The sequence below is a fragment of the Pseudomonas sp. NPDC007930 genome (assembly GCF_042958985.1).
In the GTDB taxonomy this organism is placed as follows: Bacteria; Pseudomonadota; Gammaproteobacteria; order Pseudomonadales; family Pseudomonadaceae; genus Aquipseudomonas.
The window spans coordinates 1-26104 of record NZ_JBIBKC010000031.1 but is presented as its reverse complement, the minus strand read 5'-3'; the positions used below and the strand labels follow the sequence as shown (position 1 = coordinate 26104).

The 26104-nt window shown below is 65.3% G+C and carries 28 protein-coding genes and 1 tRNA gene; 14 read left to right on the top strand and 15 right to left on the bottom strand.

Translation table 11 applies throughout. The features are described 5' to 3' along the window. Positions 1-172 precede the first annotated feature (172 nt). Positions 173-1714, bottom strand: a complete 1542-nt coding sequence (locus ACFZCE_RS26750; protein WP_390943568.1) for an alkaline phosphatase D family protein — start codon at positions 1712-1714, stop codon at positions 173-175. Next, positions 1714-2052 (bottom strand): GNAT family N-acetyltransferase, encoded by a 339-nt coding sequence (locus ACFZCE_RS26745; protein ID WP_390943567.1) that lies wholly within the window; start codon positions 2050-2052, stop codon positions 1714-1716. Before ACFZCE_RS26745 ends, ACFZCE_RS26750 begins: the two co-directional genes overlap by 1 nt. A 188-nt stretch (positions 2053-2240) precedes the next feature. Between ACFZCE_RS26745 and ACFZCE_RS26740 the strand changes: the two genes are divergently transcribed. From ACFZCE_RS26740 to ACFZCE_RS26720, 5 genes are all read left to right on the top strand, one after another. Then, positions 2241-2648: a biopolymer transporter ExbD gene (locus ACFZCE_RS26740; RefSeq protein WP_390943566.1), complete on the top strand. Its 408-nt coding sequence runs from the start codon at positions 2241-2243 to the stop codon at positions 2646-2648. Then, entirely contained in the window at positions 2645-3412 is a 768-nt protein-coding gene (locus ACFZCE_RS26735) for a TonB family protein (RefSeq protein ID WP_390943565.1), read from the top strand. The genes ACFZCE_RS26740 and ACFZCE_RS26735 overlap by 4 nt, the downstream gene beginning before the upstream one ends. Before the next feature lie 35 nt (positions 3413-3447). Next, on the top strand, positions 3448-5736 hold the full coding sequence (locus ACFZCE_RS26730; RefSeq protein WP_390943564.1) for a TonB-dependent receptor domain-containing protein: 2289 nt from the start codon (positions 3448-3450) through the stop codon (positions 5734-5736). 12 nt (positions 5737-5748) lie between these two features. Further along, a complete protein-coding gene (locus ACFZCE_RS26725; RefSeq protein ID WP_390943563.1) occupies positions 5749-6399 on the top strand; it encodes a MotA/TolQ/ExbB proton channel family protein in 651 nt (216 codons plus the stop codon). Positions 6400-6468: 69 nt separating this feature from the next. After that, positions 6469-7683, top strand: a complete 1215-nt coding sequence (locus ACFZCE_RS26720; RefSeq protein WP_390943562.1) for a phospholipase D-like domain-containing protein — start codon at positions 6469-6471, stop codon at positions 7681-7683. Positions 7684-7757: 74 nt separating this feature from the next. Here the strand turns inward: ACFZCE_RS26720 and ACFZCE_RS26715 are convergent, their stop codons facing one another. Beyond that, positions 7758-8183 carry a type II toxin-antitoxin system HicB family antitoxin gene (locus ACFZCE_RS26715; RefSeq protein WP_390943561.1) on the bottom strand — a complete coding sequence of 142 codons (426 nt, stop codon included), beginning with the start codon at positions 8181-8183 and terminating at the stop codon, positions 7758-7760. A 269-nt stretch (positions 8184-8452) separates the two neighbouring features. Here ACFZCE_RS26715 and ACFZCE_RS26710 point away from each other — a divergent pair, with 269 nt between their 5' ends. The 3 genes from ACFZCE_RS26710 (at position 8453) to ACFZCE_RS26700 (ending at position 9619) form a co-directional block, all read left to right on the top strand. Continuing rightward, positions 8453-8821: a histone-like nucleoid-structuring protein, MvaT/MvaU family gene (locus tag ACFZCE_RS26710; protein ID WP_390943570.1), complete on the top strand. Its 369-nt coding sequence runs from the start codon at positions 8453-8455 to the stop codon at positions 8819-8821. Between the two features lie 97 nt (positions 8822-8918). Further along, positions 8919-9251, top strand: coding sequence for a hypothetical protein (locus ACFZCE_RS26705; protein ID WP_390943560.1), 333 nt, complete (start codon positions 8919-8921; stop codon positions 9249-9251). A gap of 53 nt (positions 9252-9304) precedes the next feature. After that, entirely contained in the window at positions 9305-9619 is a 315-nt protein-coding gene (locus ACFZCE_RS26700) for a hypothetical protein (RefSeq protein WP_390943559.1), read from the top strand. Between the two features lie 151 nt (positions 9620-9770). Here ACFZCE_RS26700 and ACFZCE_RS26695 read toward each other — a convergent pair whose 3' ends face one another. From ACFZCE_RS26695 to ACFZCE_RS26680, 4 genes are all read right to left on the bottom strand, one after another. Then, positions 9771-10097, bottom strand: coding sequence for a helix-turn-helix domain-containing protein (locus tag ACFZCE_RS26695; protein WP_390943558.1), 327 nt, complete (start codon positions 10095-10097; stop codon positions 9771-9773). Next, positions 10081-10233 carry a type II toxin-antitoxin system RelE/ParE family toxin gene (locus ACFZCE_RS26690; RefSeq protein ID WP_390943569.1) on the bottom strand — a complete coding sequence of 51 codons (153 nt, stop codon included), beginning with the start codon at positions 10231-10233 and terminating at the stop codon, positions 10081-10083. Before ACFZCE_RS26690 ends, ACFZCE_RS26695 begins: the two co-directional genes overlap by 17 nt. Positions 10234-10490: 257 nt before the next feature. After that, positions 10491-10577, bottom strand: a tRNA-Leu gene (locus ACFZCE_RS26685). Between the two features lie 238 nt (positions 10578-10815). Next, positions 10816-11046, bottom strand: a complete 231-nt coding sequence (locus ACFZCE_RS26680) for a hypothetical protein (protein WP_390943557.1) — start codon at positions 11044-11046, stop codon at positions 10816-10818. 236 nt (positions 11047-11282) lie between these two features. Between ACFZCE_RS26680 and ACFZCE_RS26675 the strand changes: the two genes are divergently transcribed. Then, positions 11283-11741, top strand: coding sequence for a hypothetical protein (locus ACFZCE_RS26675; RefSeq protein WP_390943556.1), 459 nt, complete (start codon positions 11283-11285; stop codon positions 11739-11741). 3 nt (positions 11742-11744) lie between these two features. Here the strand turns inward: ACFZCE_RS26675 and ACFZCE_RS26670 are convergent, their stop codons facing one another. The 4 genes from ACFZCE_RS26670 to ACFZCE_RS26655 all read right to left on the bottom strand — a co-directional run bounded on the left by ACFZCE_RS26670 (position 11745) and on the right by ACFZCE_RS26655 (position 14108). Next, entirely contained in the window at positions 11745-12974 is a 1230-nt protein-coding gene (locus tag ACFZCE_RS26670) for a DUF3391 domain-containing protein (RefSeq protein ID WP_390943555.1), read from the bottom strand. 127 nt (positions 12975-13101) lie between these two features. Further along, positions 13102-13350 (bottom strand): hypothetical protein, encoded by a 249-nt coding sequence (locus ACFZCE_RS26665; RefSeq protein WP_390943554.1) that lies wholly within the window; start codon positions 13348-13350, stop codon positions 13102-13104. A gap of 165 nt (positions 13351-13515) precedes the next feature. Next, positions 13516-13695, bottom strand: a complete 180-nt coding sequence (locus ACFZCE_RS26660; protein ID WP_390943553.1) for a KGG domain-containing protein — start codon at positions 13693-13695, stop codon at positions 13516-13518. A 182-nt stretch (positions 13696-13877) separates the two neighbouring features. Further along, the gene (locus ACFZCE_RS26655; protein ID WP_390943552.1) at positions 13878-14108 is read right to left on the bottom strand and encodes a DUF6555 family protein; all 231 of its coding nucleotides are present in this window, start codon (positions 14106-14108) and stop codon (positions 13878-13880) included. 191 nt (positions 14109-14299) lie between these two features. On the opposite strand from ACFZCE_RS26655, the gene ACFZCE_RS26650 reads away from it, so the two are divergent. The 4 genes from ACFZCE_RS26650 to ACFZCE_RS26635 all read left to right on the top strand — a co-directional run bounded on the left by ACFZCE_RS26650 (position 14300) and on the right by ACFZCE_RS26635 (position 19815). Further along, positions 14300-16540 (top strand): ATP-binding protein, encoded by a 2241-nt coding sequence (locus ACFZCE_RS26650; RefSeq protein ID WP_390943551.1) that lies wholly within the window; start codon positions 14300-14302, stop codon positions 16538-16540. A 35-nt stretch (positions 16541-16575) separates the two neighbouring features. Then, the gene (locus ACFZCE_RS26645) at positions 16576-17037 is read left to right on the top strand and encodes a response regulator (protein ID WP_390943550.1); all 462 of its coding nucleotides are present in this window, start codon (positions 16576-16578) and stop codon (positions 17035-17037) included. Between the two features lie 24 nt (positions 17038-17061). Then, positions 17062-19443, top strand: a complete 2382-nt coding sequence (locus ACFZCE_RS26640; RefSeq protein WP_390943549.1) for a response regulator — start codon at positions 17062-17064, stop codon at positions 19441-19443. Between the two features lie 66 nt (positions 19444-19509). Beyond that, positions 19510-19815, top strand: a complete 306-nt coding sequence (locus ACFZCE_RS26635; protein WP_390943548.1) for a hypothetical protein — start codon at positions 19510-19512, stop codon at positions 19813-19815. Between the two features lie 133 nt (positions 19816-19948). Here the strand turns inward: ACFZCE_RS26635 and ACFZCE_RS26630 are convergent, their stop codons facing one another. Further along, a complete protein-coding gene (locus tag ACFZCE_RS26630) occupies positions 19949-21850 on the bottom strand; it encodes an alkaline phosphatase family protein (RefSeq protein WP_390943547.1) in 1902 nt (633 codons plus the stop codon). A 129-nt stretch (positions 21851-21979) separates the two neighbouring features. Between ACFZCE_RS26630 and dsbG the strand changes: the two genes are divergently transcribed. Further along, complete coding sequence (dsbG, locus tag ACFZCE_RS26625; RefSeq protein WP_390943546.1) at positions 21980-22741, top strand: thiol:disulfide interchange protein DsbG; 762 nt, start codon at positions 21980-21982, stop codon at positions 22739-22741. 231 nt (positions 22742-22972) lie between these two features. Here dsbG and aroQ read toward each other — a convergent pair whose 3' ends face one another. The 3 genes from aroQ to ACFZCE_RS26610 form a co-directional block, all read right to left on the bottom strand. Then, entirely contained in the window at positions 22973-23419 is a 447-nt protein-coding gene (gene aroQ / locus ACFZCE_RS26620) for a type II 3-dehydroquinate dehydratase (protein WP_390943545.1), read from the bottom strand. Between the two features lie 27 nt (positions 23420-23446). Beyond that, positions 23447-23797: a hypothetical protein gene (locus ACFZCE_RS26615; RefSeq protein ID WP_390943544.1), complete on the bottom strand. Its 351-nt coding sequence runs from the start codon at positions 23795-23797 to the stop codon at positions 23447-23449. 64 nt (positions 23798-23861) lie between these two features. Then, positions 23862-25868, bottom strand: coding sequence for a mechanosensitive ion channel domain-containing protein (locus ACFZCE_RS26610; RefSeq protein WP_390943543.1), 2007 nt, complete (start codon positions 25866-25868; stop codon positions 23862-23864). Positions 25869-26104 lie beyond the last annotated feature (236 nt).

Below are 26104 nucleotides of genomic sequence, written 5' to 3'. Positions count from 1 at the left end.
TTAATCAGGTCGGATCACCTTGGCTCGAATGCCGTGCGCCCCCTGTTTGCTGCGCGACAGCGCGGCGCCTTGGCGGCGGGGCGACTCCCACCAGACTTGTGTGGTCCTTGATTTCCTAGGCTACACAGAACCCGTGGGAGGCCGGCTGTGCCGGGCGAAGGGCCCTGAAACCCTACACCCGCTGCGCGCCGATCAACCCATCCTCCACCACAAAGCGCGCCAGCGTGCCCAACGCGGCCTGTGGGTCACGCGGGTCACTCACGCTGTGCAAGGTCACGTCCATCCGTTGCGGGTTCAGGTCTACCGCCATGAACCCGCGCCGGCGGCTGTCGAAGAACTTCACCTGGGGGTTCTCGCCCATCATCTTCATGAACGCCTCATAGGGCGGCCCGTAGGACGTCACCGAGGTGCCGACGAACTCGGTGGCGACCTTGGCCGAGTCCGGGTTGCGGTCTTCGAGGTGCAGGTCGGTGACCCAGTAGGAATGGATGTCGCCGCCGAAGCACACCGGGTTGCGCAGCTTCGCGCGATGCATGGCGGCCATCAGCCGTTCGCGGTTGGCGCCGTAGGCGCCCCAACCGTCGGTCCAGGTGCTCAGGGCCGGGTCGGTGCCGTTGTGTTGCCAGAACGGCGCAATCAGTTGGTCCTGGGCGATCAGGTTCCAGCGCGCCTGGGAGCTGGCCAGGCCCTGGTACAGCCAGTGCTCCTGCTCGAAGCCCAGCAGGCTGCGCTGGGGCGCGTAGAGGTCTGGGCAACTCAGCGGCGCGAGGTGGCCGCCGCGGCTGGCGCCGGGCTGCGGGCAGGCTTGCAGGTCGCGGTACTGGCGGCCGTCGAGCACATCGAGTTGCGCCAGCGCGCCGAAGCGCAAGCGCCGGTACAGCCGCAGGCCCTGGGCGGTGGGGTGCTGGGCACGGCGCAGCGGCATGTTCTCGTAGAACGCCTGGTAGGCCGCCGCGCGCTGGGCCATAAAGCTGGCCACGGCTTGCTCGGGGTTCTGCGACCAGCGCCCGGCGTAGTCGTTCTGCACCTCGTGGTCGTCCCAGGTGGCCACGCTCGGGGCGCAGGCGTGCAGCGCTTGCAGGTCGGGGTCGGTGCGGTACAGCGCGTAGCGCGCGCGGTAGTCGGCGAGGGTCACGGCATTGGCGCTGTGGTGGCTGCGGATCTTCTGCGGGTGGCCGTCGGGGAAGCTGTTGTCGTAGATGTAATCGCCCAGGAACAGCACCAGGTCGGGCTGCTGCGCGGCCAGGTGGCGGTAGGCGCTGAAGTAGCCCAGCTCCCAGTGCGAACAGCTCACCACCCCCAGCCGTAGCGGCGCCAGCGCCTGCGGCGGCGGCGCGGTAAGGCAGCGGCCGATGGCGCTTTGTTCGCCCAGCGCGGTGAAGCGGTACCAGTACGGCCGCCCCGGCGCCAACCCGGCCACCTCCACGTGCACGCTGTGGCCGGCGGCCGGGTGGGCGTGGGTGGCCCCAGCCTTGACCAAGTGGCGCATCTGCGCGTCGCTGGCCACTTCCCAGCGCACCGGCACCGCCCGCGGCAGGTTCAGCCGCGGCGCCAGGCGGGTCCAGATCACGAAGCCATCGGGCAGTGGGTCGCCGCTGGCCACGCCCAGGCTGAACGGGTAATCCACCCCGGCGGCGCGGGTGTAGGGGCCCAGCAGCGCCAGGCCGAGGCCGGCACCGAGCAGGTGGCGGCGGGGTAGGGTGAGGGTGGCCATCAGCGCGGCTCCGCCAGCCACTGCTCGCGCAGGGCGCCGAACAGCAACAGGTCGTGGAAGGTATCGCCCTTGCGAAACGCCCGGCGCCGGCAGCCTTCGGGTTGCAGCCCGGCGCCCTCGAGCACCCGCGCCGACGCTGCGTTGGCGGCAAAGCAGGCGGTGTGGATGCGTTGCAAGGCCAGGTCTTCGAAACCATAGCGCAGCACCGCCTCGGTGGCCTCGCGCATATAGCCCTGGCCCCGGTACGGCGCGCCCAGCCAGTAGCCGATGTGGCCGGCTTGCTGCGCTTGCGGTGGGGTCAGCCACAGGCGCGCGGTGCGGAGTGAAGGAGGGGCCATCGGCTGCTGTCTGCCTGGTCAAAAGCGGACACTGTGGGCAGCTTTCGTTGCGGTTGTATGACGTCTAAATGACGGCTTCCCGGGCGCTCTGTGGCGGGCTTCAGATTATTTCGAATTGTAAATATTCATTAACCGAACGGTCATTTATCAAATTTAGAGTTCCGGCTCTAATTATTGAGGAGGGCCCCATGAGAACCTGGGACGAACCAAAAAAGCGCAAAGCCCACATCGAACTGATCCCGATGATCGACGTGATGATGTTCCTGCTGGTGTTCTTCGTGCTGGTCAGCCTGAACGTGATCCCGGCCCTGGGCATGAAGACCCAACTGCCCAGCGCCAGCAGCGCGCAGCAGCTCAAGCCGCAGAACAAGGCCGTCGTGACCCTGGGCCTGGACGGCCAGTTGCAGCTCGATGGCAAGGCCATGCCAGTGGCCGACCTGGTGCCCGCGCTCAAGGCCCAGCAGCAGCCCGACAGCAAGACCACGATCATCGTCAACAGCGACAAGGGCGTTGAAGTGGCGCGGCTGGTGGAAGTCATGGACACCCTGCGCCTGGGTGGTTTTACCTCTGTTTCGATCGCTACCCGCAAACCATGAGCCTTTACTACTTCTACCGTGCCCGCCAGGGCTTTGGCGCCCTGCCGGCGCTGATCGCCGGCGCCGTGGTGCTGCTGGCGGTGAACACCCGCCCGCTCAAGCTTGAGCCGCACTACGACGACAGCGCTGTGGAAGTGGCGCTGGTCGCGCCCGAGCCCGAGCCGCAACCCCAGCCCTTGCCCGAACCGCCGCCGCCCGAGCCCACCCCGGTGGAACCGGTGGCGGAGCAACCGCCGCTGATCGACGCGCCCGAAGCGCCGCTGCCAGCGCCGCCCAAGCCCGTGCCGAAACCCAAACCCAAGCCGGTGGTGAAGGCCGAGCCCAAGCCGGCCGCCAAACCCACGCCGCAGCCGGCCCCGCCGCCGCCGCAGGTGGCCAGCACGCCCGCCCCGGCGCCTACGCCAGCGCCCGCCAAGCCCGCGCCCGCCGCGCCGCCGGCCGCGCCGAAGGTCGACAGCCAGGCCCTGGAGGGCGGCTACATGAGCGGCCTGCGCAATGACATCGACCGCTTCAAGCAATACCCCACCGGGCGCCAGGCCTCGCTCGAGCGGCCCACCGGCGATGTGGTGGTGTGGCTGCTGGTCGACCGCGCCGGCAACGTGCTCGATGCCGGCATACAAACCCCGGCCTCCAGCCAACTGCTCAACCGCGCCGCGAGCAACAGCCTGCGCCGCATCAAGCAGGTCAAGCCGTTCCCGGAACAAGCCTTCAACGGGCGCAACGAGCAACGCTTCACTGCCACCTTCAACTACAGCGTGCAGTAACAGCACGCACCACACACACCATAGGAATGCCTGTCATGAGGTATAGCAAGATTCACCTGGCGCTGGTCGCCGCGGGCCTGGTCCACGGCGTGGCCCTGGCCGACGACACCAGCACCGACCGCGACGTGGGCAACATCGGCGTAGAAGGCAAGGCGACGCTGGGCGGTGGCTACATGGTGCAGGAAGAAAGCGCCAAGGCGCGTTCGACCGTGACCAAGGAAGCCATGGAGAAAATGACCCCCACCGGCAACGCCATGGACAAGCTCAAGTACACCCCGGGCTTGAACATCTCCAGCGAAGACGCCACGGGCCTGTCGAGCTTCCGTTTCACCATGCGCGGGATGAACTCCGACCAGGTCGGTATGTCGATGGACGGCATGCCGATCAACGACTCCGGCAACTATGCGCTGTATTCCAACCTGCTCGGTGACTCGGAAAACATCGACCAGATCTTCGTCACCCAGGGTTCGAGCGAGTCTGACGGCCCGCACATCGGCTCGAGCGGCGGCAACATCGGTTTGACCACCGTGCGCCCGACCAAGGAAAGCGGCGCGTTCGTCAAGCAAACCTATGGCAGCAACCAAACCTACAAAACCTTTGCGCGGGTCAATACCGGTGAAATCAACGGCCTGTCGAACTGGCTGTCGGCGTCGCACACCGAAGGCCAGAAGTGGCGCGGCGACGGCGCGGTGCGCGCCGACAAGGTCGAATGGAACAGCTTCTTCGACGCCGGCGATGGCAACTTCGCCAACCTGATCCTCAAGTACCACAAGCAGGAAAACAACAGCTACAGCCAGTTGACCAAGGCGCAGTTCACCCAGAACGGCCGTGACTTCGACCCGTACCCGGCGCTGGCCACCAAGGGCAGCAACGGCAAGATCAACAGCTACTACGGCCTGGCGCTGAACCCGTTCGAAACCTTCACCGCGGTGTTCAACAGCCAACTGAAGCTGGCCGACAACCTGACCTGGACCTTCAACCCGTATTACTACTACGGCAACGGCGGCGGTGGCGGCGCGTCGCCCTCGGCGCTGAACAGCGCCTCGAGCACCGCGGGCAACTACGACCTGTCGAACCTTAACAGCGCGGCCGGCTACGCCGCCGACGGCACGCCCAACTCTGGCGTGTACTACCGTTCTTCGCGCACGCAAACCTGGCGCCCGGGCTTTACCACCAAGCTGAACTGGGACCTGGGCGACCACAGCATGACCTTCGGCTACTGGTACGAACTGGCCCGCCAGCGCCAGACCCAGCCGTTCATCGCCATCAACTCGCTGGGCAACCCGGTGGGCAGCGACTTCCCCGACCACGGTGAAGTCACCGACGCCAACGGCAATACCGTGCAGGGCCGCAACCGTTACACCGAAACCCCCGCGCAAAAACTCTGGGTGCAAGACAGCTGGTACATCAACGCCGACTGGACCCTCACCGGCGGCCTGAGCTTCATGAACGTCGAGCGCAAGGGCCACAACCTCGGCAGCCTCACCGAACGCGAAGAGCGCCGCAAGCAGAGCTACAACAAGTTCCTGCCCAACGCCGGGCTGAAGTACCAGGCCGACGAACACAACCAGTTCTTCTACAGCCTGTCGCGCAACATGCGCATTCCCTACAACTACGTGCTGTACGACGCCGGCGCCGGTTCGATCAACCTGAACCCGGAACTGAGCTGGAACCACGAACTGGGCTGGCGCTGGCAGGAAGAGAACATGAGCCTGGCGGCCACCCTGTTCTACATGCAGTTCAAGGACCGCCAGGTGTCTTCCCGCGATGCCGCCGGCGATTACGCCGACATCAGCGCCGGCGACGTCGACAACAAGGGCATCGAACTGGAATGGAGCGGGCTGCTGCCGCACCACTTCAACTACTACGCCTCGTACACCTACACCCAGTCCAAGCAGAAAGACGACATCACCGCCTACAGCGCGGGCGTGCCGGTGACGGTGCCGACGGCGGGCAAACAGTTCGCCAACGTGCCGAAAAACATGCTGGCGGCCAACATCGGTTATGACGACGGCCTGTACTACGGCACTTTCGGTGCCAAGTACACCAGCAAGATCTACGGCGACCTGACCAACGATGAGTCCATTCCCGGGCGCACCGTGTTCAACCTCGGCGCTGGTATCTACCTGCCGGTGGATAAACGCGTGGTCAAGAGCGCGACGCTGCGCTTGAACGTCGACAACCTGTTCGACAAGAAGTATCTGGACGGCGTGTACACGGTCAAGACCAACTCGGCCAGCTACAGCGGCTACCGCGACGGCGACCCGGCCTACATCGTTGGCCTGGAACGCACCGTGACCGTGTCGCTCGAAGCCGACTTTTAACCTGGAGGCAGCATGAATACCAACCTGATGCACGACATCACCTTTTATGTGATGTACGGCGCGCTGGCGATCGCCGTGTTCATCATCATCGAGCGCTCGCTGTACTTCGCCTACGTCGCCCGCCAGGCACGCCGGCTGGTCGACGGCATGGCGCCGGGCACCCGCAACGCCGCCGAGCTGCCCCAGGGCGCGGCGGCCAAGCCCAGCCTGCCGCTGGCCATGGCCCGCGCCGTGCTGGAACAGAAAGCCAGCCATGGCACCCGCAAAGACCTCGACGATGTGATCGAAAGCCAGTACCTCGAAAGCCGCGCGCCGCTGGCGCGCAGCTTGTGGATCATCGAAACCATCGTCACCGCGGCGCCGCTGCTGGGCCTGCTGGGGACCATCCTGGGCATCATCGACACCTTCAAGGCGCTGGCCAGCGCCGGCGTGTCGGACCCCGGGCAGATCTCCGCCGGTATCGGTACCGCCCTCTACGCCACTGGCCTGGGGATTGCCATCGCGCTGTTCTGCGTGGTGTTCCACAACCTGTTCCAGGACCGCGTTGAGCGCATCAACGACCTGCTCAAGCGCTTGCTGATCCGCGCCGCCATGGGCGCCCGCACCGCCGATGAACTGGCGCCGGCGCACCACGAGCGCGCCCCGCAACTGCGTACCCTCTAAGCCGCCTAGCCCTTCGCCGGCGCCCCGGCTGCGCCGGGCGAAGGGCCCTCAACCCAGGCAGAAACCTACATGCCGCCACTGATCAAACGCCTCGGCTGGGCGCTGCTGCTGGCAGCCCCCAGTTGCTGGGCCAGCTTCACCATCCCCGGCCTGGAACTGGTGCACACCGTGCCCGAAGCCACCGCCCTGCAAACCCCCGACCTGCGCAGCCCGGCCAACGTCTGGGCAGAAGCCTTCGACGGCGCCCGCGAGCGCATCGACATCGAACAGTTCTACGCCGCCGCCGTGCCCGGTAGCGCCCTCAGCGAGGTGCTCGAACACTTGCGCCGGGCCGGCGAGCGCGGGGTGAAAATCCGCTTCCTGCTCGAAGAAAAGGGCCTGAAGCTTTCCGAGGCGAGCACCCTCGAACAGCTCAAGGCGATCCCCAACCTGACCTTCCACACCCTGGCCTATGCCCAGGTTGGGGGCGGCATCATCCACGCCAAGTTCTTCGTGGTCGACGGCCAGCGCGCCTTTATCGGCAGCCAGAACTTTGACTGGCGCTCGTTGGCGCACATCCACGAAACCGGCCTGTGGGTGACCGACGCCACGATTGCCGGGCAGGCCCAGGCGATCTTCGACCAGGACTGGGCCGCGCAGGCCGCCTTGGCCGCTGGCCAGCCCGTGCCAGTACCGGCGGCCAGCGCGGCACCTGCTGAACCGCCTGCGCACTACCTGATCGCCAGCCCGGCGCGCTTCAACCCGCCCGGGGTGCGCGACTCGCAGCGCGAGCTGCCGCGCCTGCTCGCCCAGGCCCAGCACGAAGTGCGCGTGCAACTGCTCGACTACGCCCCGCTGAGCTACGGCCCGAACCACACCCGGCCGTATTACCCGCTGATCGACAACGCTCTGCGCGAGGCCGCCGCCCGTGGCGTGCAGGTCAAGCTGATGGTCTCGGACTGGAACCTCGGCGAACCGGAGCTACCCTGGCTGCAAAGCCTGGCGCGGGTGCCCAACGTGCAGGTGCGCATCGTCACCTTGCCGCGCGCGCCGCAGGGGTTCATCCCCTACGCCCGGGTGATCCACAGCAAAACCATGGAAATCGACGGCGCCGTCGCCTGGGTTGGCACCAGCAACTGGCTGGGCGGTTACCTCGACACCTCGCGCAACCTCGAGGTGGTGATGCGCAACCCTGCCATGGCCGGGCGCATTGGCCAGTTGCATGCGCAGTTGTGGGACGGGCCGTATGCCAAGCCGTTGGAGGTAGTGGGGGTGTATCCGCGGCCGCATCCGGGGGTGCCGTGAGGGGTACGTGATCAAGTGCTGGAGGAGAGCGAGTAGTAGCATAGCTTTGCGCAATGCCGCCTGCGCCTAGAGCATCAAGCGGCCTCGGTGTGTATCACCAAGCGTTTGCCAAGCGCTGCCAGCGCCTGCTCAAGCGCATCTATCTTGCTGGGGTGCAAGAAGTCGATCAGGCGGTCGCTGGTGTTCTGTGCAACGCCGAGCAGGCGGCGTAAATCTGCTTTGCGCATGCCGCGCTCGACCATCGCGTTCCAAAGTTCGATCTTGGCTACAGTGGTAACCGGCAGGTGAACAACGCGCTCGCCTGCCTGTGCCGCGGTCGCCCGCGGGATTTCTCGGCGTTGATCAACATAGATTGACAGCGTGGTTTCTATTGCATCCACCGCCTCGCTCATGGCGTGCCGCTCGTCATCGCCGAAGCTATTGAGTTCCGGCAGGTCGCGGCAAAACACTGCCATGCCGGGTGCGGTGTCGCTTTCAAATCGGATAGGGTAGCTGTACATAAATGTGCCTCCGTCTGCCTAAGCAATATACTACAAAAATGTGGTGTAAAAAGGGGGCTTTTAGCCCTCTGCGTGACGTCCAAGCCCGCAAGCCGCAAGCTATAAGTGCCGCGCGGCACAAGATTCAGGCCCAGTATTGAATTAACAGCGGTTTAATTATTCCGCTGTTTTGGCGGAAAGCGCGGACTATTAAAAACACAGAGTTCTTGTTGATCCGCAATAGCCCGCCCTATACTGAGGCCATCGTTAGAACACCTGAAGGAATACCCATGTCTCGCCTTGCCGAATTCCGTGCCCTTGAACAACAGCTGCAAGCCCAACTGGCCGAGCTGGAAACCCTTAAAAATGATGACGGCCTGAAACGCGAAATCGAATTCGAACAAAAGCTGCGTGACCTGCTCGCCGAGTATGGCTACAGCCTGAAAAACATCATTGCACTGCTTGACCCGCACGCACCGAGCCGCAGCCCACGCACTGCCGCGGCGCCGGTTAAAGCACAACGCAAACCCCGTGAAGTGAAACAATACAAAAACCCGCACAGCGGTGAAGTGGTCGAAACCAAAGGTGGCAACCACAAAACCCTGAAGGCCTGGAAGGCCGAGTTCGGTGGCGATACCGTTGAATCCTGGTTGCAGTAAGCTGGGCTGAAGGGCAGGGGTGCCATCGCAATGATGGCCCCCGTAACAAATTGTTTTCGCTAGCTTTCCGGCTCCCGATCATTGCGAGCCTTTTTGTATGCGTGTGTCGAGTTTTATCGCGGCCTTTACCCTGCTCATGGCGGTGCCCATCAGCGCGGCACAGGCGCGCAACCTGTCGCGGCAGGAAGTTCAGGTGTGCCGCTGGGGCTCGGAGGTGGCGGCGTCCGCGCAGCACGCCAAACTCTCCGGTAAAACCCTGTACAGCACTCGGCGGGTGTTGTTGAAGCGCAACTATTCCCAACCGTGGATGCGCAAGATGGCCGTCGGTATTACCGAACAAACCTTCAGCAGCCACAGCCGCGCGGCACCGGCGGCCGTGGGTAAGTCTTATTACTGGGGCTGTGTCGCACACGAGAAAAACCGCCATTAAACCCACGCCAGCCCGCTCGCAGTGTGTATCCGCAAGGTACTAAGAGGTATCGAATGAGCAACGATCTAGAAGAAGAAATGCGCATTGCACTCTTTGGGCTTTCCAGCCAGGCACTGGTACCGCCCCCGGCGCGCCAGGCCGATGTTCCCGCGGGGCCGGCGGCCCAGCCGAAAAAGGCGGCCGGCGGCCGCGGCTTCCCCAAACTGCGGGTGATCATCCGCGCCAGTAAGTTGTTTGAAGGGCAAACCGAGGACCTGGTCTATGACGCCAGTACCTTGAGCACCCTGGTGGCTGAACAGGAAGCCAAGGCGGCGGCGAAGAAGCTGCGGTTCAAATACCTGGAGGTGATTTCGGTGACGCCGGTTTAGCCTGCCCGGCCTGAACAGGCCGAATGCGGTGGGCATGCAATTGTGCAGCGCTCTAGGTGGGGTGCGGGCTCGCCGATAGTTTTGGCATTGTTAAGCCCGTCGGTCCCCGCCGACACACCGCAGCGCTTGCGATGGGTGCATTAAGCGAGGCTCACAGATTAAGCAAGGGTTCGGCCACGCCTAACGCATTGGCTATTTTCAGCCGAGTCACCTTGCGCGGTTTTGCCGCTTGTTCCTGTTGGGCGTAAGCGGGTTGCGAGATACCCATTCGGGCAGCGACTTCCGCCTGCGATAATCCACGATGTTTGTGCCAGGCAGCGATAGGCGTAAGCCCTTCCTTGACCATGTAACCTACCACTTCGTTGGGTATTAGGTCTTCGGCTGGATGGTCTTTCACATACTGTGCGTAAGGGATCACGACGAAAGCGGGCATGCCGTCTGGCCCGTTGATGATTTGTACGTCAGTAGGTGTGTTCATCGCGTTTGCTGACCTCTTCAATGTTCACGATTTTGACCGAGCCTTCCCAATCGAACAGTACACGGTAGCGCCCTACGCGTAAGCGGTACCCGAATTGATGCCGAGTGAGGGCCTTGATGTTCTGTACGTTGGGCATGTGGGCCAGCGCCTGGGCAGCGTCATAGATTTTTGACTGATCGGCCTTGGCGATTTTCAAAAGCTAGCTTGCCCATCCCATGCTAACAGCGATTCGAATCCGCGAAATTTGAAGGAGGCCGGTCGGGTTGTGCAGGTATAGAGCAGGCGGCGCAGCCATGGAGGCATACCGTGGGGCAGGGAGCGGCGAGGGTGAAGAATGAGGGCAATCGCAAGCCGGTTGGCTGCCGCGAGCGCGGCCAAAGCTATTGATCTCAGTGGTGCCCGAACCCGGGGTCGAACCGGGACGCGGTTACCCGCGAGGGATTTTAAGTCCCTTGTGTCTACCAATTTCACCATTCGGGCGGTAGCGCAAGGGCCGCTAACTTGTTGAACCACAAGCCTTTGGCGACCCAGGCGGGGACTATATACATCGCGCGGCCACCCCGCAACCCTGAACGGCAGGCAAAAGAAAACCCGCCGAAGCGGGCTGAAGCTTGATCACACATGGGGAGCCCAGTATCGGCGTTCAAACGTGAAACCGGCGTGAAACGCGCATCAAGGTTCTGTTGAGCGTGTGGGGGTGTTTTCACGGCCCTGCCCGTCAATGCCGGTAGGGCAGGGTTAACACATCGATCAGGTCTCGCCAGGGGTATTGGTCGCTCGGTGTGCGCGCCGGGCAGTCGGCTTCGTGGCAGAACGGCAAGTGGGAATGTTCCAGCGGCTGCTCCACCTCGCAATAGCGGCAGCGCACTTGGTGGCCGTCGAGCAGCCAGAGGTGTTTCCAGAGAAACCGGTCGTTGCCGACCCTTTCGAACGCGGGTTCCTGTTCCATAGCAGGGTTGTCTCTTTTCTTATGGCCTGGCGCCAGCAATTGTGTGTGGCTCGTATCAAAGACTAGACGCGGTTTTTTCATCCCGACAGCGTGGGATCCGATTTTTTTCAACGCTTTGGCATTGCGCCACCACGGGCCGCAGGGGTTGTTGTAACAATCGGATCCGCCCTGCGTGAACATGGCTACACTCAAACGCGACATACCTGAACAAGAAAGGGGCATGCATGAGGCAAGGCATGAAGTTCGGCGGTGGCCTGGTGGCCGTGTTGTTGCTGGCGGCGTGTGCAGGGGGCGGAGGCGGCGGCGTGGATGGCGCGCCGCTGCAGATCACAACCTTCGCCCCATCGATCAGTAGCGAAGGCGACGTCGACCTGGCGTTGGCGTTTTCCAATACATCCGGGCGCGACTTCAAGTACGTCGAGCTCAGGCTGGCAGCCTATGACGTGGCTGGCCGGCGCGTGGCCGGTGGCGGGTTGGACAAGAACGTCACCCTCAGCGGCCCCTACCTGGCGGGCAAGGGCTCCGGGCCGATCGCGCTGAAAGGGGTGTGGGTAGCGTCAGACATCCGCTGCCTGGAAGTCAGCCAGGCCAAGGTGACCTTTCTCGATTATTCCACCCAGATCCTCTCCGGCCCCAGCGCCAACCAACTGGTGGCCAACGATAGCCGGCGGGTGTGCCATGCCGACGGTGGCTAGGCCCTAGTCGGGCAGCGAGTTCGGCCCTGCCCATAGCTCGTGAAGGTCGCGAAAGCCCCACTTTTCCGGGGCTTCGCGGCCGATGATGCGGTCTGTGCACTGGCTCGAGGAGAGGTCCACCGTGGCCTGAGGGATGGGCATGTTCGAGCGGGTCGAGAAAAACACCTTCACCTTGGGCGTGAGCAGCGAACGTTCGCTCTGTTCAGTGACGATCCCCAGCCGGCCGCTTTCCAGGCGCACCAGCGCGCCGATCGGGTAGATGCCCACGCACTTGACGAAGGCATGCAGCACGTCGGGGTCGAAGTGGCCTTTCCATTCGGCCATCTTGCTGATCGACACGGCTGGGTCCCAACTGCTTTTGTAGGCACGCTGCGAGGTGATGGCGTCGTACACGTCGCAGACCGCGCCCATCCGCGCGAACAGGCTGATCTGCTCGCCCTGCAGGCCGAACGGGTAGCCGGTGCCGTCGACCTTCTCGTGGTGGTGCATGCACACGTCGAGGGTCAGCGCGCTGACCTCGCAATTGTCGATCAGGATCCGCGCACCTTCCTGCGGGTGTTGCTGGATGGTGCGAAACTCTTCGTCGGTCAGCCGCCCGGGCTTGTTGAGGATGTCATCGGGGATGGCCAGCTTGCCGATGTCGTGCAACAGCCCGGCGGTGCCGGCCTGCATCAGTTGTTCTTCGGGCAGGTTCATCGCTCGGCCGAGGGCGATCATCAGCGCGCACACCGCCACCGAGTGCATGTAGGTGTAGTCGTCGGCGCGCTTGAGCCGGGCCAGGCTGATCATCGCGCTGGGGTTGCGCAGCACCGAGCCGGAGATTTGCGTGACCACTTCGGTCACCCGCGCCGGGTCGACCGCCATGCCCAGCCGGGCGTCGTTGAACATTGCCGCCACCGCCGCCTTGGAGCCGGCCAGCAACTTGAGCGCCTGGGGCAGTTCTGCTTGCAGTTCGACCCGTGCCACTGGCGTGACCAGTTGCGCAGCGGTCGGCGCCGCGGCCGGTGGTGGCGCTGGCGTGGGCGCGGGTGCCGAGGTCAGGGCGATGGCATCGAGGCCGCGTGAAGCGTCGATCCACAAGCTGCGCACGCCCGATTCCCGCAGTTTTTGCAGGTCTTGCGGGCGGGCCAGCAGGAAGCGCGTTTTCCAGAACGGGTGGTCGAGCCAATTGCCATCCAGTTCGTGGATGAACATACCCATTCGAAGCTGATCGATACTGATGTGCCTAAGCACGTTGAGCACTCCCCGAGCCAGCTCTCCATGCCCCGTGCCAGCGTGAGGCGCGGGGTCGGTATAGCGATACCATCAAAAAGCCAGCAACGCCAAGGCTTTGTTGCGGCGTGGTCGGCTGTTCGTCGCCTCAGTGCAGGGTAGTAGAGCTGGCCAGCGCGCCCGATTGGAAGCGCGAAATGCCCTTGACCCAGTAGCGCCGCGAGCGCGCGCTGTCCACCGGTTGGGCCGTCGCGCGCAGCTGCTCGGCGTCGCGCCGCGCCTGCCACTCCAGGGCCTCGGCGGCCTCTCGGGCCTGAACCTCGGTCGCGAACCAGCCCAGCACGTGTACCTCGCCCAGGTCACGGCTGTGCTCGACCAACAAAAAGATATCTTCCACGCTCACTCTCCACCCACGGGTTTCACTGGCCGGCTGGGGTACCGGCGCACTGAACAGGCTATCGGCAGCGGGTGGCTAAAACTTAGCGGCCAGGCGCCAGGATCGCATCGCCCCGCGGTAGCGCACCGCGGCGTGGCGACCCCGCGCCCAAGCCGGTGGGCAGCCTCAGGACTTAGCCTTGCCGCGGCTGTTCATGCCGCCTTTACGGCCGGCCTCGGAGGCCCGGGTGGTGTCGCGGGCGAAGTTGCCGCCGGAGTTGTGGCCGCCTTTCTTGCCCGCCGCTGAAGCCTTGGCGCGATCGTTGGCGAAGTTGCCCGGGTTAGTGCTTTTTCCGGTGCTAGACATGATCACTTCCTCTTCACAGTCATTGGGATCCCGCTTTGCGCGGGTACAGTGTGTGAGGCCAGCGCGGCGGCGTAGTTTTACCCGGCGAAGCGGCGCGCGATGAGTGGTCTGCAAAGCGTGACGGGGGCTGTACAGGAAATGCCCGCTGTACAGGCTTGGCGCCCTGCCACCGGGTGAGCGCCTCAGGGTACTTCCTGGAAGCCCACCTCGGTCACTCCATACTGCTGCGCGTGCAGGCGCAGGTCGCGTGGCGACTGCGGGCTGGTGGTGACCCCGTAAAGGTGGCGGGCACCACTGTGCAGCGAGGCGTAGTACCAGGCATCGGCGCTGGTCATGCGGTTGTCTTTTTGCGCGAAGCTGCGCGCCTCGCCTTTATAGCGGTAAGTAATCAGAAAGTGCTTGAAGCGCGTCATTGTGCTGGCCTTTCGTCCGTGAAGCATTTACTGACCGGCAACCTGCGCCGAGGTTCCCGAAGCACCACCGCGCAGGCCGCCAAGCCGCTTTTTTTTGCCGCGCTGGGCCTGACCCCGATGTACAAGTCTGTTAAGGTTCGGCTTAGCTATCTACCGCCATAGCCCCCAGGGTGGCACTCAAGGAGCCAGAGTTGACTTCGACCGTACCGGCTTCCGGCCTGGCAGCCGCCATCGAGCAGTGCGCCAGGGAGCCTATCCACATACCGGGTAGCATCCAGCCCCAGGGCTTCATGCTGGTGCTCGAGCCAGGCACGTTCAGCGTGCTGCAGGCCAGCGCCAACGTCAGTACCTGGCTGGGCATGGCCGCCGAGCGCGTGCTGGGGCAAACCCTGGCCAGCCTGTTGCCCGGCAGTGAAGCACTGCTGGCGCGGCTGGCCGAGTTGCCGGCGGACGAAACCCACCCCTCCCATTGGGGCGACGTTCGCTTCAACACGGCCGAGCGCGCCTTCGCGATGATGGTCCATGCCCACGACGGCGTGGTCATCGCCGAGTTCGAGCCGGCCAGCGACATTGCCGCGGCCTACGGCCACCTGTACCCGCTGGTGCGCAGCTTCATCGGGCGCATGGAAGAGGCGCAGGATGTCGAGGCGCTGTGCCGCCTGGCGGTGGATGAAATCAAACGCATCACCGGCTTTGGCCGGGTCATGGCCTACCGCTTCGACCCCGAGGGCAATGGCCTGGTGCTGGCCGAGCAGGCCGACGCCGGCTACCCGGCCTACCTCGGCCTGTGCTTCCCCGCTACAGACATCCCGGCCCAGGCCCGCGCGCTGTACGTGGCCAACCGCATCCGCGTGATCGAAGACGCCGACTACCAAAGCTCGCCGTTGGTGCCACCACACAACCCGCGCACCGAGCGCCCGCTCGACATGAGCTACGCCGCCCTGCGCAGCGTGTCGCCGGTGCACTTGCAGTACATGCGCAACATGAACACCTCGGCGTCGATGTCGCTGTCGATCGTGGTGCGTGGGCGCCTCTGGGGGTTGGTGTCGTGCCATAACCAGGCGCCGCTGGCGGTGGGCTTCCAAGTGCGCATGGCCTGCGAACTGCTCGGCAGCGTGCTGTCGCTGCAGATCGAAGCGCGCGAGACCGAAGCCGACACCCAGCGCCTGCTGGGCCTGCGCCAGAACATCGTGAAGATGCTCTCGGCGATGGCCGACTGCGACAGCGTGCAAGGCGGGCTCAAGGCCCTGCCCGACGTGTTCATCGATTTTGCCGGCGCCCAGGGCGCGGCGGTGTTTTCCGAATCCAGCTGCGAGCTGTTTGGCAGCGCCCCAGGCGCCGAGCAGGTCGAGGCCCTGGCCAACTGGCTGAGCGAGCGCGGCCTGGGCACCCAGCAGGTGTTCCAGAGCGATAACGTCGGCCGCGACATCCCCGAGCTGCCCGCCCTGGCCGGCAGCGTGGCGGGGGTGCTGGCGGTGGCGATCTCCGAACTGCACAACCACTACCTGATGTGGTTCCGCGTTGAACGCCAGCGCACCGTCAACTGGGCCGGCCGCCCGGAAAAAAACTGGGCCGGGGGCGCCGTGCTGAACCCGCGCAGCAGCTTCGAGCTGTGGCGTGAAACCGTGAGCGGGCACTCCACCGCTTGGGAGCCGATGGTCGTCGAAGGCGCGCTGGAATTGCGCACCGCGGTGCTCGGCATTGTGCTGCGCAAGGCCGAAGAGTTGGCGCAGATGGCCGGCGACCTGAAAAAATCCAACAAGGAACTCGAGGCGTTTTCCTACAGCGTGTCCCACGACCTGCGCGCGCCGCTGCGGCACATCGCCGGCTACGCCGAGCTGCTGGGCGACTTCGAGGGCAGCAACCTGTCCGAGCGCGGCCTGCGTTTTCTCGAGCACATCGGCGAGTCTGCGCGCTTTGCCGGCACCCTGGTCGACAACCTGCTGAGCTTCTCGCAGATGGGCCGCTCGGCGCTGCGCCTGTCGGATGTCGACCTGACCGCCCTGGTCGAAGCCACCCGCCGCGAAATGGCCCCGGATTTCGAAAGGCGCGAGGTGCAATGGCACGTGCACACGCTGCCACGGGTGGTGGCGGATGCCGCGTTCATCCACCTGGCGCTGCGCAACCTGTTGTCCAACGCCATCAAGTACACCCGAGACCGCGCGCCCGCGGTGATCGAGATCGGCGCCGAACAACGGCGCGATGAAGTGGTCGTGTATGTGAAAGACAACGGCGTGGGCTTCGACATGGCCTACGCCGGCAAGCTGTTCGGGGTGTTCCAGCGCTTGCACCGCATGGAAGAGTTCGAAGGTACCGGCATCGGCCTGGCCAGTGTGCGGCGGATCATCGAACGCCATGAAGGGCGTGTATGGGCCGATGGCGCCTTGGGAGAGGGTGCCACCTTCTATTTCGCGTTGCCGCGGCGTGAGTGACCGGCAGGCAACCTGTATTTTTTCAAGAGGCAAACATGCTCAAACCCATTCTTCTGGTGGAAGATAACCCCAAGGACCTGGAACTGACCTTGGTGGCGCTGGAACGTAGCCAATTGGCCAACGAAGTGATCGTGCTGCGCGACGGCGCCGAAGCGATGGATTACCTGTTCCGCCGCGGCGAGCATGCCGGGCGTGACGAAGGTAACCCGGCGGTGATGCTGCTCGACCTGAAGCTGCCCAAGGTCGACGGCCTTGAGGTGCTCAAGGCGGTGCGCGAGGCCGAAGAGCTGCGCAGCATCCCGGTGGTGATGCTCACCTCGTCGAAAGAAGAACCCGACCTGCAACGTGCCTACCAGTTGGGCGTGAACGCCTACGTGGTCAAGCCGGTGGAGTTCAAGGCGTTCGTCTCGGCGATTTCCGATTTGGGCATCTTCTGGGCCGTTCTCAACGAGCCACCACCCGGTTCCCTGCGCCTGCAGCGCCGCCCGCCAGTGTAAGCGGGCCTTTGACATAGGTTGACCATGCCCGCGCGCCCCCTGAAGTTGCTGCTGATCGAAGACAGTACCCGCGATGCCGAGCTCACCTTGCTGACGCTGGAGCGCGCGGGGCTCGAGTTCGTGCCGACCTTGCTGCACCACCACGCCGAGGTGGTGCCGGCCTTGCAACAACAGCAGTTCGACCTGATCCTCAGCGACGTGCTGCTGCCCGGTTCGTCGGGTGAAGAAGTGCTGCAGGTTGCCCATCACGTCGCGCCCTTGACCCCGTTCATCGTGATCTCCGGCGTGTTCGGCGAAGAGCACGCGGTGAAGATGATGCGCAGCGGCGCCACCGACTACGTGCTCAAGCAAAACCTCCCGCTGCTGCCGGCGGCGGTCAAGCGGGCCCTGGCCGAGGTCGATGAGCGCCGCCAGCGCCAACGCGCCGAGCGCGACCTGCACGACGCCGAGTCACGCGCGCGGATTGCCATCGAGGCGGCGCGGATGGGCACCTGGGACATGGACCCACGCAGCGAAGGGCTGATCTGGGATGCCCGCTGCAAGGCCATGCACGAACTGCCCGAGGCGGCCAGCGTCAGCCTCGAGTTCTTCTACGCGGGCATTCACCCCGATGACCGCGAGCGGGTGCGCAACCGGGTCAACGAAGCCCTGGCCGGCGCGCCGGCGTTCCAGGTCGACTACCGGGTGCGCCTGCCCAGCGGCGCCGAGCGCTGGTTCCGCAGCACCGGCCGCTCCAGCTTCGAGCACGGCCAGTGCGTGCGTTTTACCGGGGTATTGCAAGACATCACCGAACAGCAACAGGCCACCGAGGCCCTCGAACGGCTTAACGAACTGCTCAGCGACCGCGTGCAAAAGCGCACCCGCGAGCGTGACCGCACCTGGGAGTTGTCTCGCGAACTGCTGGCGGTGATCCTCCCCGACACCACCCCCGAGGCGCTCAACCCGGCCTGGGAATTCACCCTCGGCTGGACCCGCCAACAACTTGCCGGCATGCGCCTGGTCGACCTGGTGCACCCCCACGACCAGGCCACCACCAACCGTGAGCTGGCCAGCCTGGCCCAGGGCAATGTGTCGAGCCGCTTCGTCAACCGCCTGCGCCACGCCGACGGCGGCTACCGCTGGATGGCCTGGACCCTGGTGCCCGAAGGCGGCGTGTTGTACGCCGCGGTGCGCGACATCACCAGCGAGCGCGAGGTGCTCGATGCCCTGGCCGCGACCAACGAGCGCCTGCGCGAGCAGATCGCCGAGCGCGAGCGGGTAGAGGCTGCGCTGCAGCAGATGCAGCGCCTGGAGGCGGTCGGCCAGCTCACCGCTGGCGTGGCCCACGACTTCAACAACCTGCTGACGGTGATCCTCGGCAGCACCAACTTCCTGATGCGCGACCTCGCCAAGGAAAACTACACCCGCTTCGGCAACCGCCTGCAGAACATTCTCGAAGCCGGCGAGCGTGGCGCCCGGCTGACCAGCCAGTTACTGGCGTTCTCACGGCGCCAGCGCCTGCAACCCACCGCGGTGAACCTCAACGAAACCGTCGAGGGCATGCTCGATTTGCTGCAGCGCACCCTCGGCGGCAGCATCTGGCTCGAAACCGACACCGAGCCAGCGCTGTGGAGCGCCCAGGTCGACCCGACGCAAACCGAGATGATCATCCTCAACCTGGCGATCAACGCCCGCGACGCCATGCCCGAGGGCGGTGCGCTGCGCCTGGCCACCCGCAACGAGGTGATCACCGCCCCGGCGCGCCGCCCGGAAGCGCCAGACCCCGGCAACTACGTGGTGCTGGCGATCCAGGACTCCGGCTGCGGCATGAGCGAGGCGGTGCTGGCCAAGGCCTTCGAGCCGTTCTTCACCACCAAGGAAGTGGGCAAGGGCTCGGGCCTGGGCTTGGCCCAGGTGTTTGGCTTCGCCAAGCAGTCCGGTGGCGGTGTGGCCATCGATTCGGTGGTGGGCGAGGGCACCACGGTCAAGGTATACCTGCCTGGTGGCCCACAGACCCAGGCCGCCGAAGCCGCGCCAACGGCCCCGGTGGAAGCGCCGCAAAGCCAGCACCACACCGTGCTGCTGGTCGATGACGACGCCAGCGTGCGGGCGATCACCGCGCTGGCGCTGCAAGGCCTGGGCTACACGGTAGTGGAGGCCGACGGCGGCGACCAAGCGTTGCTACGGCTGGGCCCGGGCATCGACCTGGTGGTCACCGATTACGCCATGCCCGGCATGAACGGCGCGCAACTGGCCGGCGAACTGCACAAACGCCGCCCGGAACTGCCGGTGGTGTTCATCACCGGCTATGCTGAAATAGGCGGCCTGGACGACGGCCAATACCTGATCGTGCAGAAGCCTTACCGGGAAGAAGAACTGGCAGCCACCTTGCGCCAGGCATTGGCCCAGCCTTTGGCCATGCCTTGAACCTTGCGCCGATGGCCGGGTCGGTTCTAGTAGAACCCGCAACACCATCGGACAAGAGGAACGGGCATGGTAGAGCATGGGCATGAAGACTGGATGGGCAACGACCATCTGACCAAGGTGCATGAAGAAACCCTCGGCAACGGGGCGAAGATCCATGTCACGGCGCGGCAGACGGCTGACCAGGAGTACCTGATCGAAATGCGTGTTTACGGCAGCGACGGCCAGGTGCTTCACGAAGAAGTGAAGAAAAAGGTCGAAGACCCGGGGCCGACCGCGGAACTGCTCAAATGGGGCATCGACCAGGCCAAGCGCCATGCCGCCGGGCACCGCGGGGCGCCGATGGACAACCACCACCAGAAAACCCCGATCTGAGTGTGATTTGCAGGGCTCATCGCCCGGCACAGCCTGGATGCCGGACCACGGCGTCCCACGGGGCCTGTGTTGCTTCCAAAATCAATGGTTTACACAAATCTGGTGGGAGGCCGGCTGTGCCGGGCGATGGGCCCTATAGACCACCCTCGACAAACCGCGTCTTGCCACGGCCGTCGGCATCATACTGCCCCATCTCCACCGGCGTGCCGTGCGCATCGAACTTCACCCAGCCCAAGCCCGCGCCATTCCACAGCCGCTCGCCGGCGTCGCGGCGGTCGGGCAGGTAGGGGCTGACCTCCATACCACGCCGGCGGGTCAACAGGTTCAGCGGCGAGCGCGGTGAATACAACCAGCGGTTGAGCCGGTCGAACCACGCCAGCAAGCGCTGCGGAAACTCGTTCTTGATCCCGCTGGAGGTCACCTGCCACAGGCTGGGCCCGCCCGCGCGGTGGCGCAGGCGAATGCGGTAAACGAACGAGTAGTGCACATCCCCAGACAGAATGGTGTAGCGCCCTGGCGTGCGCGAATGGCTGAAGATGCTCAGCAGCGTGCGCGCCGCGCCCTTGTGCGCCATCCAGTTTTCGGCATCGACCAGCAGCGCCTGGCCCAGGGCGCTGAACGCCCGCTGCACCGCCTCGATCAGCTTGACCCCGAACATCGGCGCCGGTGACACGATCACGCAGGCCGGGTGGTCAAGCAGGTATTGCTGCATCTCGCACAGCGCTTCCCAGTCCATCAACCCGGAGGGGCTGGCCAGGTTGCGCTCGCTGCGCCAGCGCTGGGTGCGGGTGTCGAGCACCAGCAGCGGTGGGTTGCTCGGCAGGTTGTAGTGCCAGGCGTTCCAGCGCAGCAGTTGCTGGATCAGCGCATCCTGCCCGGCGCTGGGCAGCCAGCCGCTGGCGGCGGCCTCGCTGGCCAGGGCTTCGGCCGCTTCCAGTGGTGCGCCGAACTGCCCCGGCGCGTTGCCCCAGCCCTGGCACAGCAGGTAGCCGAGCAGCGCATTGCCGATGATCCGCCGTGAAAACGGGTGGCCATAGGCGGTGTGCTCCCACTGCGCGGAGAGGTTCCAGTCGTCGGTCACGTCGTGGTCGTCGAAGATCATCAGCGTGGGCAGGTGCGCCAGCGCCCGCGCCGCCTTGCCGAGCCCGGCGCAGAAGCCGCGCAGGCGCCCGGCCTCCAGCGCCCAGCGCTCGGCAGCGGGGGCCTCCAGCGGCGGCAGGCTGACCTCGATCAGCCGCCACGGCAGCGGCGACCACACCAGCAGGTACATGGCCATCACCTCGGCGAAGGTGACCAGGTGGTTGTCGGCGCTGCTGCTGGTGAAGATCGGTTTGCGCACCCCGCCGAAAAACCGCTCGCGCACGCCGCGGTTGCTGTCGAGGTCGGGCAGCAACCCCACCCGGCGGTAATAGGTGGCTGGGTGGCTGTACAGCGCCTGGCTGTCGGCCACCACCGCGCCGTCGAGCTGTTCGTCGAACAGCCCCAGGCGGGCGATCAACTGGTGGATGGCGCGCAGCATGGGCCCGGCCACGTCGTCGGCGTAGATCTGGTCGCCGGTGAGCAGCAGCACGGCCGGGCGCTGCGCGGCGGCCGGGCGCGCGTCGAGCAGGCGGTCGGCGCACAGCAGGCCATCGGCACTGGGGTGATGGGGCTTGCGGCACGAGCCGTGCAGCAGGTGGTCGAGGCGCTCGCGCAGCACGAAGTTCAGGCGCTGCGCGCGTTCGTACAGCAGGTGCGGGCCCCACTGGGCGACCGGCTGGCCGGCGGCGAGCAGGTCGTAGTGCACCAGGGTGTCGTAGGGCAGCGGCTCGGCCAGCGCCACGTTGATCAAGCGCAGCCAGGCATGGCGGCCCACCTGCAGGGTGGTGGTGTGGGCCGCGAGGTCGAGGGTGGCCCGCGCGGGGCTGCCGTCTACCTGAAGTTCCAGCCGCAGCGGGCACGGCTGCGAGGTGACCAGCCACAGCGCCAATTGCTCGGGGCTCGAGCGGCGTAACAGGGGGCCGGCCAGTACGGGGGGCAGTGAGGGTTCGGGCATGCGCAACCGTTATCGTAGAGCCAAGGCGCCCATCGTAACGGAGCAGGCGTTGACGATGCACGTTGATAACGCCCGGTTAATGCGTTGGGCCCAGGCTGGCGGCCGACTTTTATGTAACAAGGAGCCACCATGAACACCCCCTTACGCCGCGTGTTGTTCGTTCTGGCGTTGTTCGGCAGCGGCGCGGCGCAGGCCGCGAGCGATTGGCCCGCCCCTGTGCAGGCGCTGGTGGGCAAGGGCGCCCAGGTGCTCGGCCGCTTCGACGCCCCCGGTGGCCTGCAAGGCTTTGCCGCCACTTACCAGGGCCAGGGCATAGCGCTGTACCTCACCGCCGACGGCCAGCATGTGCTGATGGGCCACCTCTATGACGCCCAGGGCCAGGACCTCTCCGCGGCGCCGCTTGAGCAGCAGGTGTACAAACCGCTGAGCGAGCAGATGTGGCAACGCCTCGAGGCCAGCCATTGGATCGCCGACGGGCGCGATGATGCCGCGCGGGTGGTGTATGTGTTCAGTGACCCAAACTGCCCCTACTGCAACCTGTTCTGGCAGCAAACCCGGCCGGCGGTGGAGGCTGGCAAGCTGCAGCTGCGCCACGTGATGGTGGGGATCATCCGCAACGACAGCCCCGGCAAGGCCGCCGCGCTGCTGGCCAGCCAGGACCCAGCCAAGGCCCTGCATGACCACGAGGCCGCCGGCAAGGGCAGTACTCTGAAGGCCCTGGGGGCCATCCCACCGGCGCTGGAGAAGCAACTGGCCGATAACGTCGACCTGATGACGGCCCTGGGCGCCCAGGCCACCCCGGCGATTTTCTACCGCAACGAGCGCGGCTTGCTGGAGCAGCAGCAGGGGGCGCCGCAGGCTGAGCAACTGAAGGCGATTACCGGGTTGTAGCAGCCACTGCCCGGCTGGGCCGTAACGCTGTCCACTTAAGCCATTTCACGGCTTCATGGGTGGGATCAATCTGTGAGCTCTGCTGATTTTGTGCATGGCTTCAGGGCCCATCGCCCGGCACAGCCGGCCTCCCACGGGTTTGTGTAAATCCTTGATTTAAGCGGCAATACACAATCTGTGGGAGGCCGTGGTCCGGCACTCCGGCTGTGCCGGGCGAGGGGCCCTGGTGGCCTAACCAGCCTTCTTCAACAACTTGGCGAAGTGGTCGATCGCCAGCTTGTAGCCGTGGGTGCCGAACCCGGCGATCACGCCCACGGCGATCAGCGAGATGTACGAGTGGTGGCGGAAGGCTTCACGCTTGTGCACGTTGGAGATGTGCACTTCCAGCACTGGCACTTCGGCCGCGGCGAAGGCGTCGTGCAGGGCCACCGAGGTGTGGGTCCAGGCGCCGGGGTTGATCACGATGCCATCGACCTTGCCGCGGGCGGCGTGAATCCAGTCGATCATTACCCCTTCGTGGTTGGTTTGCTTGCACTCGATGTCCAGGCCATGGGCCTGGGCGGTGGCGCTGCACATCGCCTCTACATCGGCGAGGGTTTCGCTGCCGTAGGTACCGGGCTCGCGCAGGCCGAGCATGTTCAGGTTGGGGCCGTTCAAAACGAGCAGGCGGTGAGCCATGGGCTAAAAGTCCTATGCGGGAGGGGGTTAACGAGCCCGCCGGCGGCAGGCCAGCGTACCCAGGAGGAAGGCGGCTAGGGCCCAGCACAGGCCATCGAGCCACCACCAGAGGCTGGCCGGCAGCTGTGCCAGCGGCCCCCGGGCGAACCAGCTCGACACATGCGAGCCGGGCAGTTGCAGCAGCTCCAGCAAGCCTTGCTGCAGGCCGAGCAGGCCGCAGCCTGGGGGCACGCTGCTGCAATAGAACACACTGGCCTGCAGCGTGCGGCTGAGGATCATGTCGGCGGCGCCGACCAGCGCAGCGAACAGCGCCAGGCGCAGAAGGGGGGCTTGCAGCACGATGTAACCGGCCTCTGGAGGGGCGAAGCTGCGCAGCATACCTCAGCCGCCGGCGCGCGGGTACCGGCGGCGAGGGGCTTTGCGTGCGCTGATCGCCCGAAGGTTATTGTGGCCGCGGCGCGACCAGGTATTGGGAAAACTGCACGTTGTCGACTTCATCGACCTTTTTCTTCAGCCGCTCGTTGAACGCCCTGCCCACCGGGTACTGGCCGCCGGAGGTGGTGCGGAACTGCGCGGTCAGAGTGATGCCGTTGAGGTCCATTTTATCCACCCCGAAAATCTGCAACGGCCCCTGCAGGTTGGTGCGCAGCAGGAAGTCGTTCTCGATGTCGGCGGCGGTCTCGCGGATCAGCCGCAGGGCGGTGTCCACATCGCTGTCGTAGGTCACCTGCACCGAGAAGAACGCATAGGCGAACTGCCGTGACTGGTTGGTGACGGCCTTGATCTGGCCGAACGGCACCGAATGCACGAAGCCCTTGCCGTCGCGCAGGCGCAGGGTGCGGATGGTCAGGCTCTCAACGGTGCCGGCGTGGCCAGAGTCGAGCACCACCCAGTCGCCGATGGCGATGGTGTCTTCGATCAGGATGAACAGCCCGGTGATCACGTCTTGCACCAGCTGCTGCGAGCCGAAGCCGATCGCCAGGCCGACCACCCCGGCGCCGGCCAGCAGCGGCGCGACGTTGATGCCCAGGTTGGCCATGGTGGTGATCACGCAGATCACCAGCAGCACGATCTTGGTAGCGTTGCGCAGCATCGGCAGGATGGTTTTCACCCGGGTGCTGGGCTGGCGGCTGGCGCGCTTGCCCACCGCCGGCTTGAGCGCTTCCTGGATCGCCGTGTCGATCACCACCCACAGCAACCAGGTGACCAGCAAGATCAAACCAATGGCGCTGATCGAGTCGCTGATTGCCCGGCCTACCGCATTGCGCGCGGCAAACTGCAGCACCGACACGCCCCAGATGCGCCCCAGCAGCTCGATGAAGGCAATCGCGATGGCCACCCGCGCCAAGGCGTGGGCTAGGCTGCGCACCAGTTCCAGGTAGGGCCGAGTGCGGCCGTTGTCGGCGGCCGGTGGCGGGCTGAGCAGGTGGTGCGCGAGGGTGCTGAGGAACACCGCGCCCACCAGCAGCACCGTGGTCATCAAGGCCCGTTGCAACGCCTGTTGGCTTTCCTGGCCGGCGCCGATCAGGTGGATCATCGACACCAGGATCATCAGCAGAATCGGCAGGTACCAGAGTGCCGAGAAAATCCGCAGGGTTTCCTGCACGGCGCGGTGCTGGTGGCGTTGGTTGTAGCCGCGGTTGCGGATCAGGTGCGCTACCGGCCGGCGCATGCGCAGCACCAGCGCGGCAAACAGTACCGTGGCCAGCAGGCCGCAGATCGCCGCGATGCTGGCGGTGAGGTTGCTGCCCAGTTGGCGGGCGATCTGCGGGCTGGTCAGGGCATCGCCCAGTGCCGCCAGAAAGCCGATCAGGAACAACTGGCGCGGCGCGTGGCGGCGCAGCACCGCCACCGCCGCGCGTTTGTGGCCCACATCGAACAGGGTGATCACGCACAGCACCACCGAGGTGGAAAACACCCCGCTGCTGGTGGCGTAGGCCAAGCTCAGCGCCGAGGCGCGGGCCATCGACAGCGGCAGGTGGTGGGCCACGGCGATGGCCGCGGGCAGCGCCGCCAGCGCCGGCAGGGTAAAGCGCAGCAGGTAACCGAACACGGCATGCAGGCGCTTGCGCCGGTTGAACGGCGGGTGCCGCCCCACCCGCGCCCACAGCCAGCGCGCGAGCACGTGCAGGGCGCCGAAGGCCAGCACCCAGCAGGCGCTGAGCAGGATGAAGTCGCGGGCCAGGCCCAGGCTGTTCTCCGCCACCTGCTGGTCGATCAGTTGGCCGGCTTCGTTGGCGGCGCGGTCGGTGCGCAGGCGCCAGTTGTCGAGCAGGTTCTGGTCGAGGTTGAGGGAGTCTTGCAGGTCGTCGAGGCTCGAGCCGAGGGTGCCGAGCAGGCCGCCCTGAACCAGGGTGGTGTCTTCGGGTTTGGGCTCGGCCGCGGCGGGGGCGGCGATGGCATCGAAGCTGAACAGGGCGAGCAACAACAGCAGGCACAGGCGTGGCACGGGCAGGCTCCAGCGAGGGTGGCCTATGCCTAGATCGTTTTGCCGCGGGCAAGTTCGCCGGGAGGGTATTTCAGGGCCCTTCGCCCGGCTGTGCCGTAATGCTGTTCACTTAAGCAAATTCACGGCTTCATGGAAGGGATGAATCTGTGAGCTCTGCTGATTTTGTGCATGAGCTTCAGGGCCTATCGCCCGGCACAGCCGGCCTCTCATCAAACAAAAAATATCCCCTTGTTTTT